Source organism: Nonomuraea sp. NPDC001684 (assembly GCF_053596515.1).
In genome coordinates, this window is sequence record NZ_JBSFGJ010000263.1 from 1 (window position 1) to 13,506 (window position 13,506).

At 72.0% G+C, this 13,506-nt stretch carries 19 protein-coding genes; 14 read left to right on the forward strand and 5 right to left on the reverse strand.

Features of this window, described 5'->3' with window-relative positions; genetic code table 11:
• The 9 genes from ACWCSD_RS33960 to hisF form a co-directional block, all read left to right on the forward strand.
• A partial coding sequence (locus ACWCSD_RS33960; protein WP_449921059.1) for a histidinol dehydrogenase occupies positions 1-302 on the forward strand: 302 nt, incomplete at its 5' end.
• Positions 299-1,384 carry a histidinol-phosphate transaminase gene (locus ACWCSD_RS33965; protein ID WP_358293894.1) on the forward strand — a complete coding sequence of 362 codons (1,086 nt, stop codon included), beginning with the start codon at positions 299-301 and terminating at the stop codon, positions 1,382-1,384. The genes ACWCSD_RS33960 and ACWCSD_RS33965, both read left to right, overlap by 4 nt.
• A complete protein-coding gene (hisB, locus tag ACWCSD_RS33970) occupies positions 1,381-1,974 on the forward strand; it encodes an imidazoleglycerol-phosphate dehydratase HisB (RefSeq protein WP_352326348.1) in 594 nt (197 codons plus the stop codon). The genes ACWCSD_RS33965 and hisB overlap by 4 nt, the downstream gene beginning before the upstream one ends.
• A complete protein-coding gene (locus ACWCSD_RS33975; protein WP_358293892.1) occupies positions 1,971-2,126 on the forward strand; it encodes a hypothetical protein in 156 nt (51 codons plus the stop codon). Before hisB ends, ACWCSD_RS33975 begins: the two co-directional genes overlap by 4 nt.
• Positions 2,123-2,758, forward strand: coding sequence for an imidazole glycerol phosphate synthase subunit HisH (gene hisH, locus ACWCSD_RS33980; RefSeq protein ID WP_387666505.1), 636 nt, complete (start codon positions 2,123-2,125; stop codon positions 2,756-2,758). Before ACWCSD_RS33975 ends, hisH begins: the two co-directional genes overlap by 4 nt.
• Positions 2,755-3,084 (forward strand): hypothetical protein, encoded by a 330-nt coding sequence (locus ACWCSD_RS33985; RefSeq protein ID WP_358293888.1) that lies wholly within the window; start codon positions 2,755-2,757, stop codon positions 3,082-3,084. Before hisH ends, ACWCSD_RS33985 begins: the two co-directional genes overlap by 4 nt.
• Positions 3,085-3,807, forward strand: coding sequence for a bifunctional 1-(5-phosphoribosyl)-5-((5-phosphoribosylamino)methylideneamino)imidazole-4-carboxamide isomerase/phosphoribosylanthranilate isomerase PriA (priA, locus tag ACWCSD_RS33990; protein WP_352326353.1), 723 nt, complete (start codon positions 3,085-3,087; stop codon positions 3,805-3,807). It begins immediately after the preceding gene.
• 32 nt (positions 3,808-3,839) lie between these two features.
• Positions 3,840-4,229, forward strand: coding sequence for a Rid family hydrolase (locus ACWCSD_RS33995; RefSeq protein ID WP_352326354.1), 390 nt, complete (start codon positions 3,840-3,842; stop codon positions 4,227-4,229).
• On the forward strand, positions 4,226-4,987 hold the full coding sequence (hisF, locus tag ACWCSD_RS34000; RefSeq protein WP_449921066.1) for an imidazole glycerol phosphate synthase subunit HisF: 762 nt from the start codon (positions 4,226-4,228) through the stop codon (positions 4,985-4,987). Before ACWCSD_RS33995 ends, hisF begins: the two co-directional genes overlap by 4 nt.
• Positions 4,988-5,062: 75 nt before the next feature.
• On the opposite strand, the gene ACWCSD_RS34005 is transcribed toward hisF, so the two are convergent.
• The 3 genes from ACWCSD_RS34005 to ACWCSD_RS34015 form a co-directional block, all read right to left on the reverse strand.
• Positions 5,063-6,424, reverse strand: a complete 1,362-nt coding sequence (locus ACWCSD_RS34005; protein ID WP_449921069.1) for a glutamine synthetase family protein — start codon at positions 6,422-6,424, stop codon at positions 5,063-5,065.
• A gap of 62 nt (positions 6,425-6,486) precedes the next feature.
• On the reverse strand, positions 6,487-6,648 hold the full coding sequence (locus ACWCSD_RS34010) for a hypothetical protein (RefSeq protein ID WP_185844438.1): 162 nt from the start codon (positions 6,646-6,648) through the stop codon (positions 6,487-6,489).
• A gap of 163 nt (positions 6,649-6,811) precedes the next feature.
• Positions 6,812-7,456, reverse strand: coding sequence for a TIGR03085 family metal-binding protein (locus ACWCSD_RS34015; protein ID WP_449921073.1), 645 nt, complete (start codon positions 7,454-7,456; stop codon positions 6,812-6,814).
• 117 nt (positions 7,457-7,573) lie between these two features.
• Between ACWCSD_RS34015 and ACWCSD_RS34020 the strand changes: the two genes are divergently transcribed.
• Entirely contained in the window at positions 7,574-9,376 is a 1,803-nt protein-coding gene (locus ACWCSD_RS34020; protein ID WP_449921083.1) for an ABC transporter ATP-binding protein, read from the forward strand.
• Positions 9,373-11,151, forward strand: coding sequence for an ABC transporter ATP-binding protein (locus ACWCSD_RS34025; protein ID WP_387666518.1), 1,779 nt, complete (start codon positions 9,373-9,375; stop codon positions 11,149-11,151). The genes ACWCSD_RS34020 and ACWCSD_RS34025 overlap by 4 nt, the downstream gene beginning before the upstream one ends.
• A gap of 10 nt (positions 11,152-11,161) precedes the next feature.
• On the opposite strand, the gene ACWCSD_RS34030 is transcribed toward ACWCSD_RS34025, so the two are convergent.
• On the reverse strand, positions 11,162-11,551 hold the full coding sequence (locus tag ACWCSD_RS34030) for an ATP-binding protein (protein WP_352358361.1): 390 nt from the start codon (positions 11,549-11,551) through the stop codon (positions 11,162-11,164).
• On the reverse strand, positions 11,544-12,380 hold the full coding sequence (locus ACWCSD_RS34035) for an MEDS domain-containing protein (protein ID WP_358293879.1): 837 nt from the start codon (positions 12,378-12,380) through the stop codon (positions 11,544-11,546). The genes ACWCSD_RS34030 and ACWCSD_RS34035 overlap by 8 nt, the downstream gene beginning before the upstream one ends.
• 133 nt (positions 12,381-12,513) lie before the next feature.
• Here ACWCSD_RS34035 and ACWCSD_RS34040 point away from each other — a divergent pair, with 133 nt between their 5' ends.
• The 3 genes from ACWCSD_RS34040 to ACWCSD_RS34050 all read left to right on the forward strand — a co-directional run.
• Complete coding sequence (locus ACWCSD_RS34040; RefSeq protein WP_397162129.1) at positions 12,514-12,897, forward strand: STAS domain-containing protein; 384 nt, start codon at positions 12,514-12,516, stop codon at positions 12,895-12,897.
• A gap of 8 nt (positions 12,898-12,905) precedes the next feature.
• On the forward strand, positions 12,906-13,241 hold the full coding sequence (gene hisI, locus ACWCSD_RS34045) for a phosphoribosyl-AMP cyclohydrolase (protein ID WP_358293877.1): 336 nt from the start codon (positions 12,906-12,908) through the stop codon (positions 13,239-13,241).
• A gap of 11 nt (positions 13,242-13,252) precedes the next feature.
• Positions 13,253-13,506, forward strand: a 254-nt coding sequence (locus ACWCSD_RS34050) for a hypothetical protein (protein WP_449921080.1), incomplete at its 3' end; no start/stop codon positions are given.

Consider the following 13,506-nt stretch of genomic DNA (forward strand, 5'->3'; position numbering starts at 1 on the left):
AGGTCGCGGCCAGGATCCGCAACGCCGGAGCGATCTTCGTCGGCCCCTACGCGCCGGTCTCGCTCGGCGACTACCTCGCCGGGTCCAACCACGTGCTGCCCACCGGCGGCTGCGCCTGCCACTCCAGCGGCCTGTCGGTGCAGTCGTTCCTGCGCGGCATCCACGTCGTCGACTACACCCGCGACGCGCTGGCCGGCGCGGCGGCCCACGTGTCGGTGCTGGCCGACGCCGAAGACCTGCCGGCGCACGGCGCCGCGATCCGCGCCCGCTTCGACTGGCGAGTCCCCACGGAGTCAGAGTGAACCCCGCCGATGTGACCCTCGACGACCTGCCGATCCGCGACGACCTGAAGGGCCGCTCGCCCTACGGCGCGCCGCAGATCGACGTGCCGGTCCGGCTCAACACCAACGAGAACCCCTATCCGCCCTCGCCCGCGCTGGTCGCCGACCTGGCGCAGGCCGTCGCGGCGAACGCGGGCGAGCTCAACCGCTACCCCGACCGCGACGCCACCGGGCTGCGCGCCGACCTGGCCGCCTACCTGGGCCACGGGCTGAGCCCCGAGCAGGTGTGGGCGGCCAACGGCTCCAACGAGGTGCTCCAGCAGATCCTGCAGGCCTTCGGCGGCCACGGGCGCACCGCCATCGGGTTCGAGCCGTCGTACTCGATGCACCCGATCCTCACCACCGGCACCAGCACCGAGTGGATCAGCGCCGCCCGCGAGGACGACTTCTCCCTCGACCCCGGCAAGGCCGTCGCGGCGATCGAGGAGCACCGGCCCGACATCGTCTTCCTGGCCTCGCCCAACAACCCGACCGGCACCGCGCAGCCGCTGTCGACGATCGAGGCCGTACTGGCCGCCGCGCCGGGCGTGGTGGTGATCGACGAGGCCTACGCCGAGTTCGCCCGCCAGGGCACTCCGTCGGCGCTCACGCTGCTGCCGCGGCACCCGAGGCTGATCGTCACCCGCACGATGTCCAAGGCGTTCGCCATGGCCGGCACCCGCCTCGGCTACCTGGCCGCGCACCCGGCCGTGGTGCAGGCGCTGCTGCTGGTGCGGCTGCCGTACCACCTGTCCACGCTCACCCAGACGGCCGCGCGGGTCGCGCTGCGCCACCGCGCCGAGCTGCTCGGCACGGTCGACGCGCTGCGCGCCGAGCGTGACGCCACGGTCGCCTGGCTGCGCGGCAAGGGGCTGTCGGTGGCCGACTCCGACGCCAACTTCGTGCTGTTCGGGCGGTTCCCCGACCGGCGCGAGGTGTGGGAGGGGCTGCTGGCACGCGGTGTGCTCATCCGCGAGGTGGGCCCGCCAGAATGGCTGCGTGTGTCGATCGGCACCGGCGAGGAGATGGCGGCCTTCCGCGCCGCGATGGAGGAGGTTCTGTGAGTCGCGTAGGGCGCGTGGAGCGGGCAACGAAGGAGACCTCGGTCCTGGTCGAGGTGGGCCTCGACGGCACCGGCCTGGTCGACGTCTCGACCGGGGTGGGCTTCTTCGACCACATGCTGGCCCAGCTCGGCAAGCACGGTCTGTTCGACCTGACCGTCAAGACCGAGGGCGACCTGCACATCGACTCCCACCACACGATCGAGGACACCGCGCTGGCGCTGGGCGCGGCCTTCCGCCAGGCGCTGGGCGACAAGTCCGGCATCCGGCGGTTCGGCAGCGCGTCGTGCCCGCTGGACGAGTCGCTGGCCCAGGTCACGGTCGACCTGTCCGGGCGGCCGTACCTCGTGCACACCGAGCCCGCGGGCATGGCCCCGATGATCGGCCCCGACTACGACACGACGATGACCCGGCACATCCTGGAGTCCCTGGTGGCCCAGGCGGCCATCTGCCTGCACGTGCACGTGCCGTACGGGCGCAACGCCCATCACATCGTCGAGGCCCAGTTCAAGGCGCTGGCCAGGGCGATGCGCGAGGCGTCCGAGCTCGACCCGCGCGCCTCGGGCGTGCCGAGCACCAAGGGTGTGCTGTGACCGACAACCTCATCGCGGGCGTCATGGTGTTCCTCGGGCTGTTCCTCGGCGGCGGCGTGTTCTCGCTGGCCAAGCAGGGTCTCAAGGTGGGCGCCGCGGTCTGCGCGCTCGGCGCGGCGATGGCGATCACGGCGGGGGTGTTGTGGTGGTGAGCAAGAACATCGTGGTGCTCGACTACGGCTCGGGCAACCTGCGCTCGGCCGAGCGGGCCCTGGCCAGGGTGGGCGCGGACGTCACCGTGACCGCCGACTTCGACGCGGCGCTCAACGCCGACGGGCTGGTCGTGCCGGGCGTCGGCGCGTTCGCGGCCTGCATGGCCGGGCTCAAGGGCGTGCACGGCGACCGGGTCATCGGCCGCCGCCTGGCCGGCGGGCGTCCGGTGCTGGGCATCTGCGTCGGCATGCAGATCCTGTTCGCGCGGGGCGTCGAGCACGGCGTCGAGACCGAGGGCTGCGGCGAGTGGCCCGGCACGGTCGAGCGGCTGGAGGCGCCCGTGCTGCCGCACATGGGGTGGAACACGGTCAAGGCGCCCGCTGAGAGCGTGCTGTTCGCCGGGCTCGACGCCGACACCCGCTTCTACTTCGTGCACTCCTACGGCGTGCGCGAGTGGGAGCTGCAGCCGGCCGACCCCGGTTTCGCCGCGCCCGTGGTGACCTGGGCCGAGCACGGCGTGCCGTTCGTGGCCGCCGCCGAGAACGGCCCGCTCATGGCCACCCAGTTCCACCCGGAGAAGTCCGGCGACGCCGGAGCCGCCCTGCTGAGGAACTGGCTAGAGACGGTATGAGCAAGGAGCGGGCGCGCCGGCGGGCCGAGCGGGAGGCCGAGCGGGCGCGCGCGATCCGGCTCAACGAGGAGCGGCAGGCACGCCGCGCCCGGCGCCGCGCCCTGATCGCCCGCCTGATCCCGCGCCCGGTCCGGTTCGCCCGGCAGGGCGGCCTGATCGCCCGCCGCCATCGCGCCCAGAACGTCGCGGTGGCGCTCGGCTTCCTGATCGTGCAGGCGATCGTGTGGCTGGTCTGGGGCTCGCCCGCGGTGAGCCTCGCCGTGTTCGTCTTCTCCCTGCTGCTCGCACCTGTTGTCGTGACCCTCGCTTTCGACCGGAGGACCTGAATGTCGCTCGTATTGCTTCCCGCCGTGGACGTCGCCGATGGCCAGGCCGTGCGCCTCGTCCAGGGTGAGGCCGGGACCGAGACCGGCTTCGGCGAGCCGCTCGCCGCGGCGCTGGCCTGGCAGGAGGCGGGCGCCGAGTGGATCCATCTGGTCGACCTCGACGCCGCGTTCGGCAGGGGCTCCAACAAGGAGCTGATCAGCGAGGTGATCGGCAAGCTCGACGTCAAGGTGGAGCTGTCCGGCGGCATCCGCGACGACGAGTCGCTGGCCGCCGCCCTGGCCACCGGTTGCCGCCGGGTCAACATCGGCACCGCCGCCCTGGAGAACCCCGACTGGTGCCGGAAGATCATCGCCGAGCACGGCGACCGGATCGCGGTGGGCCTCGACGTGCGCGGCACCACGCTGGCCGCCCGCGGCTGGACCAAGGAGGGCGGCGACCTGTGGGAGGTGCTCGACCGCCTGGAGGCCGACGGCTGCCCCCGCTACGTCGTCACCGACGTGACCAAGGACGGCATGCTGCAGGGGCCCAACCTCGACCTCTACCGGCGGATCTGCGCGCACACCGACAAGCCCGTGATCGCCAGTGGCGGCGTGTCCAGTCTTGACGACCTGGTGGCACTGGCTTCTCTCGTCCCGGACGGAGTGGAGGGAGCCATCGTGGGCAGGGCCCTGTACGCTCACGCGTTCACTCTTGAGGACGCGCTGGCCGCGGTACGCGTTTAGCTTCGCCGGGAGGGGGCGGGATGAGCGTCAGCATGGAAAGCACCGGTCCGAGGGTGTTCTCGGGCGGCATCTGGGAGGAGAAGTACGGGTACGCCCGCGCCGTGGTCGTGGGCGAGCGCGTGATCGTCTCCGGGTGCACGGCCACGATCGACGGCGAGGTACGCCATGTCGGCGACGCCTACCGGCAGAGCCTGACCGCCATCGACATCGCGCTGGACGCCGTCGAGGTCGGCGGCCTGACCCGCGAGGACGTCGTCATGGTCCGCTACTACGTGGTGGAGCAGCGCCACTTCGACCTCGTCGGCCGGGCCATCTACGAAGTCTTCGGGCACGTGCGGCCCGCCTGCACAGGAGTGAGGGTCGCCGGGCTGGTCGACCCTCGAATGCTGGTCGAGATCGAAATCGAGGCACTGCGAGCATGACCGTAGCGGTAAGAGTGATCCCCTGTCTCGACGTCGACGCCGGGCGGGTCGTCAAGGGCGTCAAGTTCGAGAACATGCGCGACGCGGGAGATCCGGTCGAGCTGGCCAGGCGCTACGACGAGGAGGGCGCCGACGAGCTGACCTTCCTCGACATCACCGCCTCGTCGGGCGAGCGGGAGACCATGCTCGAGGTGGTGCGCAGGACCGCCGAGCAGGTGTTCATCCCGCTCACCGTGGGCGGCGGCGTGCGCGCGGTCGACGACGTCAACCGGCTGCTGCGGGCCGGGGCCGACAAGGTGTCCCTGAACACCGCGGCCATCGCCAGGCCCGAGCTGCTGACCGAGGCGTCGCGGCGGTTCGGCGCGCAGTGCGTGGTGCTGTCGGTCGACGCCCGCCGGGCGCCGGGCATGCCCAGCGGGTTCGAGGTGACCACCCACGGCGGCCGGCGCGGCGCCGGCATCGACGCGGTGGAGTGGTCGGCGCGCGGAGAGGAGCTGGGCGTCGGCGAGATCCTGCTCAACTCCATGGACGGCGACGGCACCCTCGACGGCTACGACCTGGAGCTGCTGCACGCGGTGCGCGCGGCGGTGCGGGTGCCGGTGATCGCCAGCGGCGGGGCCGGCCGGCTGGAGGACTTCCCGCCGGCGATCGAGGCCGGTGCCGACGCCGTGCTGGCCGCCAGCGTGTTCCACTTCGGCACGCTGAAGATCGGCGACGTCAAGGAGACACTGCGGATGGCGGGCCACCCGGTCCGCTGAGGCCACTCGCCTCTTGAGGCCGCCAGGTCCGTTGAGGCCGCCTGCCGGCCCCGCCCGCGCGGGGCCGGCGGGCGGTCAGAACACCCGCAGGTGGTGGAAGAGCTCGTAGGAGGCGTCCTTGGCGGCGAACGCGGCCGCCTCCGAACGTTTGACCGCCAGGTACGCGCTGCGCCGCAACGGCCCGAGCGCCTCCATGAGCACTTCGTCGGCCTCCAGCGCGTCGAGCGCCTCCTCCAGGGAGCCGGGCAGGCGGGGATAGCGGTCGGGCACGGTGTCGGGATCGATGTCCACGGCCTCGCCCGGGTCGAGCTTGCGGCGGATGCCGTCGAGGCCCGCGTGGATGACCGCGCCGAGCGACAGGTACGGGTTGGCCGAGGAGTCCGACGGCTTCAGCTCCAGGTTCGGCTCGCCGCTCTCGCCCAGCGGCGAGCACACGCGCACGGCCGCCTCCCGGTTGTCGGGGCCGTAGACCGCGTACGCGCTGGACCACATGCGGGGTGACAGGCGCCGGAAGCTGTTGACGCTGCCGCAGGTCAGGGCGGTCAGGCCGGGCAGGTGGGCGAGCAGGCCGCCGATGAAGTGCGCGCGTTCCGGGCCGTCCTCGGCGAACAGGTTGTGGGTGTCGCGCCACAGCGACAGGTGCAGGTGGGCGCCGTTGCCGGCCTGGTCGGCCAGGGGTTTGGGGGCCAGCGAGGCCCACATCGACATGCGCATCGCCACGCCGCGCACGGTCTCCCGGTAGAGCACGTGGTTGTCGGCGGCGCGCAGCGGGGGCGCGTGGTGCACCGACAGCTCCTGCTGGCCGGGGCCGAGCTCGGGGTGGTAGTGCTCGACGCGCAGGCCCTGGGTCTCCAGCGCGCGCATGAGCCTGATCGTGTAGTCGTGCGCGGTGTCGAAGCCCGTGCCGGCATAGCAGAGAGAGTCGTCGAGCGGCACCAGCCGGTCGGGGCCGCCATTGGGGTCGGGCAGGCGGCGGCCGAGCGTGAACTCGGGCTCGAAGGCCGCCTCGATCCGGTAGCCGTCGCCGGCCAGCTCCGCCACGGCGTCCTTGAGGAACGTGCGGGCGCAGGCTTCCCACGGTGAGCCGTCGGGCCGCCGCAGGTCCGACAGCATCGCGGCGGCGCCCGGTGCATGGGGCAACGGGACGAACGTGGCCGGGTCGGGGACAATGCGAACCTCGCCCACCGGACCCAGGTGCTCGACCTCCTGAAGCTGGTCGAGCATGTTCATCGCCATCATGGCCACCGTGTGCCCGATGCCCGAGTTGAGCCGTTCGGCCAACCGGGACCGGGACGCCGCCTTGCCACGGACCACGCCACCGTGGTCGGCGTACAGGAAACGGATCAGCTCGATGCCCTCAAGCTCTGCCCGTTCGAGGACGCGCCGGGCCTGCGGATCGAGCTGATTGATCTTGTTGCCGCTGGGGCGATCTCTCATCCTGCCTGCGTAACACGATCTGTCAGCGCGTGGAAGCACCTAGCGCGGACAGAACGCGAACATCAGGTCAGAACATTCGTAAAGAAGACCGCCAATTGGTTGGCTCCTTGGACAATTCCGTCAAACACGCCGTTGACCGCGGCCGCCGCCTGGGCCGGCCGGGTGAACAGGTAGAAGACCACGAACGCCACCAGAACGTACGTAGCCACCTTCTTGACCTGCATGGGGGGCCTCCTGCAGTCCATTCCCAGCCGTATATACCCGGATCTGGGCGATCACGGTCATCTTCTGTGAAGATGTCCAAGATCCTAACCGGGGGGCTTCTTTCCTGTGCCATCGTACGGGCTGGAGGTTTAAGACGAGGGGTTTCTGGGCCGAGGGTTTCGGTCAGAATCCGAGCCGGGCTTCGGTTGCCCGGCTCACCGCCGCGTCGTCGCCGGTCAGCTCCACCCTGGCGTGCTCCTGCCGGCCGAAGCAGAACAGCAGCAGCTCCTGGGCCGTGCCGGTGACCTGAACCTTGGCCCCCTCCCGCGCCCCGCCGATCGCCACCCCGCCGCCTGCCGTCCCGCCTCCCGCGCGGCGCAGCACCAGGCGCACCGGCGAGCGGCGCAGCATGATCCGGGCGCCCGCCGACACCCGCTTCCAGATGAGCTCGTCGAGGTCGGCCGGCAGCTCGCGCGGCTCCCATCCGGGCTGCGCGCGGCGCACGTCCTCGTGGTGGACGAAGAACTCCAGCGTGTTGACCGCCTTGTCCAGGAAGGGCAGCAGCCCGTAGACGCCGCCCGGCCGGCGCGCGATGCCCACCAGCTCGGGGTAGGGGTGTCTGGCCTTCAGGCCGTTCTGGACCGAGGCGGTGTAGCCCGCCAGCGCGCTGATCCCGATGCCGCCCATGGCGTCCGGCCGGCGCTCGCGCAGCACCAGGTGGGCGGCCAGGTCGTAGGTGGTCCACCCCTCGCACAAGGTGGGCGCGTCGGGGCCGAGCCGGTCGAACAGGTCGCAGAGTGCGGTGCGTTCGCCACGAGCGTGAGTCACCTGATCAAGCCTACCTGTGGGAATAAGGAGACGACCGGCCGTGATAGGGACATAGATAGAAATATCGACGTTTGAAGGGAAAAATACCGAGTGGCGAGCAAGGTCACCTCGGCCGTCATGCGTCAAGGACTGCGGGTCCTTGGGGTGGCCATTCGCACGGAGAGAGCCGTGTTCGCGATGGCCGCGCTGGCCAGCGCGGTCTACGGCGGCATGACCGTCGCCTCGGCCTGGGCACTGGGCTGGGCGACGCAGAACGTGGTGCTGCCCGCCTTCGACCAGGGCCGGACCTCCGCCGGCGCCATGTGGACCGGCGCGCTGCTGATCATCGGCACCGCGCTGCTCAAGGCGATCGGCGTGGCGGGGCGGCGCATCCTGGCCGGCGTCGTGCAGTACCGCATGCAGGCCAGGTCACGCAGGGACGTGACCAAGCAGTACCTGCGGCTGCCGCTGTCCTGGCACCACCGGCACCCGACCGGGCAACTGCTGTCCAACGCCAGCGCCGACGCCGAGGCCGCCTGGGCGCCGCTCGCGCCGCTGCCGATGGCCGTCGGCGTGCTGGTCATGCTGTTCACCGCGGCCGTCGCCATGCTGTTCACCGACCTCGTGCTCGCGCTGGTGGGCTTCCTGATCTTCCCGGCCATCGCCGTGCTGAACCTGGTCTACCAGCGGCGGCTCAGCCCCCTGGCCACCCGCGCCCAGCAGCTGCGCGCCGAGGTGAGCGAGATCGCGCACGAGAGCTTCGACGGCGCGCTGGTCATCAAGACCCTCGGCCGCGAGGAGCTGGAGACCGACCGGTTCCGCCGCCGCGCCCACGAGCTGCGCGACGCCAACATCGCCGTCGGCCGGGTGCGCGGGCTGTTCGACCCCATGCTGGAGGCGCTGCCCACGATCGGCGTGCTCGCCGTGCTGGGGGTCGGCGCGCTGCGCCTGTCCACCGGCTCGATCGACTCCGGCGACCTGGTGCAGGTCGCCTACCTGTTCACGCTGCTGGCCTTCCCGATCAGGGCGCTGGGCTGGGTGCTGGCCGAGCTGCCGCGCAGCGTCGTGGGCTGGCAGCGGGTGCAGGCCGTGCTCGACGCCGAGGGCTCCATGGACTACGGCGACGCGCCCGTGGCCTCGTCCGGGCCCGCCGAGCTGAAGGTGGCCGGCGTGTCCTACGCCTACGACCAGGCCGAGGTGCTGCACGATGTCACCTTCGACGTGCCGCCCGGCCGTACCGTGGCCCTGGTGGGGCCGACCGGGTCGGGCAAGTCGACCCTGGTCCAGCTCCTGGTCCGGCTCGTCGACCCCGGCTCCGGGCAGGTGCTGCTCGACGGCGTCGACGTGCGCGACCTGCCCTACGGCGCCATCGCCGGCTCGGCCGCGCTGGTGCCGCAGCAGACGTTCCTGTTCGACGACACCGTACGCGGCAACGTCGCGCTCGGCCTGGACGCCGGCGACGAGGACGTGTGGGCGGCGCTGCGCCTGGCCCAGGCCGACGGCTTCGTCGGCCGCCTGGGCGACGGGCTCGACACCCGCGTCGGCGAGCGCGGCGCGTCGCTGTCCGGCGGCCAGCGCCAGCGCATCGCGCTGGCCCGCGCGGTGGTCCGCCGCCCGCGCCTGCTCATCCTCGACGACGCCACCTCCAGCGTGGACCCCCAGGTCGAGGCCAAGATCCTGCACGGGCTGCGGGACACCGCGCAGGCCACGACCGTCGTGGTCGTCGCCTACCGGATGGCCACCATCGCCCTGGCCGACGAGGTGGTCTACCTCGACCACGGCCGGGTCGAGGACCGCGGGACCCACGAGGAGCTGCTCGTGCGCTGCCCCGGATACCGCAACCTGGTGACCGCCTACGAGCGCGAGGAGGCCGAACGGGCCGCCATCGACCTGTCGCCGGCCCCGGACGCCGAAGAGGAAGAGGAAGAGGTCAGCGCATGAGCGAGGCGCTCCAGGGCAACGTCGAGCGGTCGGCGCTGGCCACCATCTGGCATGGCCTGTCGCTCACCCCCGAGTTCCGCAAGGGGCTGGCCGGCACGCTCGGGCTGGCCGTCGTGGCGACCATCGGCAAGATCATCGTGCCGATCGCGGTGCAGCAGACGATCGACACCGGCATCAAGAGCGGCACACCGGACCTGCCGTACATCACCCGGGCCGTCCTGGTGTGCGCCGCGGCCGTGCTGCTGACCGCGCTGGCCGGTTACATCATGAACGTGCGCCTGTACAAGGCCACCGAGTCCTCGCTGGCCAGCCTGCGCGTGCGCGGGTTCCGGCACGTGCACGACCTGTCGGTGCTCACCCAGAACAGCGAGCGGCGCGGCGCGCTGGTCTCGCGGGTCACCAACGACATCGACCAGATCAGCACGTTCATGCAGTGGGGCGGGCTGATGATCATCGTGGCGTTCGGCCAGCTCTTCGTGGCCAGCGTGCTCATGCTGGTCTACTCCTGGCAGCTCACGCTGCTGGTGTGGGTGTGCTTCGTGCCGCTGATGATCGCGCTGCCGCGGTTCCAGCGGCTGTTGTCGCGGGCGTACACGACCGTGCGCGAGCGGACCGGCGACATGCTCGCCGCGGTCAGCGAGTCCGTCGTCGGCGCCGCCGTCATCAGGGCCTACGCCTCCGAGCGGCGTACCGCGGACCGCATCGACAAGGCCGTGGACGCCAACAGGGCCGCGCAGATCAAGGCGCAGACCATCGTCGGCTTCGTCTTCCCGCTGACCGAGATCGTCGCCGCGCTGGCCATCGCCGGGATCGTGCTGCTCGGCGTCCGGCTCGGCGTGTCCGGCGACATCACCGCGGGCAAGCTGGTGGCCTTCCTCTTCCTGGTCACGCTGTTCGTCTCGCCGCTGCAGACCGCCACCGAGGTGCTGAACGAGGCCCAGAACGCGGTGGCCGGCTACCGCCGCATCCTGGGCGTCCTGGACACCCCGCCGGACGTCGCCGACCCCGGCGAGAAGGGCGTGCGGCTGCCCAGGGGCCCGATCTCGGTCGCGTTCGAGAACGTGCACTTCTCCTACCCGGGCGGCCCGCCCGTGCTGCGCGAGGTCTCGCTGGAGATCCCGCCGCGCTCGCGCGTCGCCGTCGTCGGCGAGACCGGGTCGGGCAAGACCACGTTCGCCAAGCTGCTGACCCGGCTCATGGACCCGGTCGGCGGCCGCGTCACGGTGGACGGCCACGACCTGCGCGACGTGCGCTTCTCCTCCCTGCGCGAACGCATCGTCATGGTCCCCCAGGACGGCTTCCTGTTCGACGGCACCCTGGAGGACAACGTCCGGTACGGCAGGCCGCCGGCCACCCGCGAGGAGATCCAGCTCGCGATGACCGAGCTGGGACTGGCCGACTGGGTCGAGGGCCTGCCCGCGGGCCTGGACACGCCCGTCGGCCAGCGCGGGGAGTCGCTGTCGGCGGGCGAGCGCCAGCTCGTCGCCCTGGCCCGCGCCTACCTCGCCGACCCCGACCTGCTGCTGCTGGACGAGGCCACCTCGGCCGTCGACCCGGCCACCGAGGTGCGCCTGGCCCGCGCGCTGGAGGGCGTCACCAGGGGCCGCACGGCCGTCTCGATCGCCCACCGGCTCTCGACGGCGGAGAACGCCGACGAGGTGCTGGTGTTCGACGCCGGCCGCCTGGTGCAGCGCGGCCCGCACGCCGAGCTGGTCACCCAGCCCGGCGTCTACGCCGATCTGCACGCCTCCTGGGTCTCGGCGGCGCACTCCTGAGCGCGCGTTCCTAGTCGAGGGCGGCGGCGAACGTCACGCTCGTGCCCGCGGGGCCGGACACGATCGTGATGTGGTCGCACAACATCCGGGTCAGCCACAGCCCCCGCCCGCGGAACTCCAGCCCCGCGGGCGGGCGCGCCTCGCCCATCCAGCCGGGCGGCAGTCCGGGGCCCTGGTCGGTGACCTCGCACCACAGCCGTCCCTCGCCCGACCACAACCGCAGCCGCCCCTGGCCGCCGCCGTGCAGGACCGCGTTGGTGGTGATCTCGTTGACCGCCAGCACGAAGTCCTCCAGCCGCCGGCCGCTCAGGCCCTCGTAGGCGGCCTGCTCGGCCACGGCCCTGCGCAGGAACGTGATGCGCCCGCGCGCGAAGGTCGCGCGCAGCACCTGCCTACCCATCGCCCACCCGGCGGACGACGACGTGCGTGTCGGCCCTGACCAGCCGGAGCACCCGGGCCACCCGTTCGGCGCAGACGACCACGGTCGAGCCGTACGGCCTGGCCGCGGCCGTGACGGTCAGCAGCCGGGCCGAGCCGGCGTCGATGAAGTCGAGGTGGGAGGCGTCGATCACGACCTGCCCCGGCTCCTTCTGCAGCGGCGACAACACCGAGCCGAACGCCGGCCTGTTGGTCAGGTCGACGTCGCCCCACACCCGCAGCCCCGGCGGTGAGGAGGTGCTGGCGAAGCGCAGCAGGGCCTGCTCGGGCGCGATGGGGTGCACCGCGGTGGCCCGCTCGATGGCGTCGAGAGGGAACAGCTCGCGGTCGTACTGGCACACCGCGGCCAGCCAGCGCTCGCCGAACAGCTCGTTGGCGGTGGCCTCGAACGCCGCCTGGGCCTGCGCGTCGCGCGCTCCCCAGGAGGCGTCGATCAGCGCGTAGACGCCGTGCTGGCCGTGCCTGCGCGCCCGGTGGTGGGCGTCGGCCAGGGCGTGCAGCAGGCGGTCGGGGTCGAGGCGGCCGTCGGTGAAGTGCGTGTCGGCGCAGGACAGGATCTCCACCTGCCCGGCCGCCTCGGCGTCGTCGAGCCCCGGGACGAGCGGCGCCAGCCAGCCCCGGGTGCGCTCAGGGGTCTCCGCATGGGTGATGATCACCACCTTGGTCCGGCGGCGCAGCCCGTTGAGTGTGAACTGCCTGGTCGTCGTCATGCGCTCCCGCTCGCCCTCGAACGGCAGGCAGACGTGGTCCCCCAGATCCGGGTCGAGGACCGAGCCCGCGACGTGCACCACGATGTGTCCTCCCTAGCACGCGTCGCCTAGAAATTACCGTGATGCCCGCGATCACGTAGCGCGTTCTCGGCAAAACACACCGTCACCCGTTCCCGCCGGTGTACGTTTTCGGCGGGGCCGCCCAGGAAGGGTCATGAAAGGCATGGGCGTGGACGTACTGGAGACGACGCACAGCAGGCACGGGGAGATCGTGGTGGTCGCCCTCGCGGGCGAGGTCGACGTGGACAACGTCGCCCGGGTCAGGAGGTGTCTCGACGAGGCGATGGCGGCCGACGGCACGCGGCTGGTGGTCGACCTGACCGGGCTGACCTTCATCGACACCACCGGGCTCGGGGTCCTGGTGCGCCAGCTCGCCGCGTTGCGCGACAGGGACGGCACGATGGCGCTGGTGGCCTCCGACGGCCAGGTGCTGCGGCGGCTGCGCAGGACGAACCTGGCGGCCCTGTTCCCCATCCATGACACCTTGTCGCAGGCGCTGGCCCAGCCGGAGGCGGGAGCACGGGGGAGGGCTGGTTGAATGGCACCATGTCCCTCGACCCCGAGATCGCCGCACGGCTGAAGCGCAACGCGGACGGCCTCGTGCCCGCCATCGCCCAGCAGCACGACACCGGCGAAGTGCTGATGATGGCCTGGATGAACGACGAGGCGCTGCACCTCACGCTCACCACCGGCCGGGCCACCTACTGGTCACGCAGCCGCGACCGGCTGTGGGTCAAGGGCGACACCTCCGGGCACGTCCAGCACGTCAAGAGCGTGGCCCTCGACTGCGACGGCGACACCATCCTGCTCAAGGTCGACCAGGTCGGCGCCGCGTGCCACACCGGCGACCGCACCTGCTTCGACGCCGGTCTGCTCGGTTAGCGGCTCCCGGCATGACGTCTGGTGAGGTTTCCGGCAAGGGCCCCGGGAACGGGCGGCGCGAGTTGTGGGCGTGGCTGGCGCTGACCGTCCTGGGCAGCTGCCTGGTGCTGCTGGCGGCCGGTCAGGTCTGGGTGCGGGTGCTCGGCGCGCAGGCCGCCGACGCGGCCGCGCCCCGGGAACGCCCACGCGATCGAGCGCAGCCCGCAGACCGTCAGGTCCACGCCGAAGGACTCGGTGTTCGCGACCCTGCTGCTCAAGGGCGAGG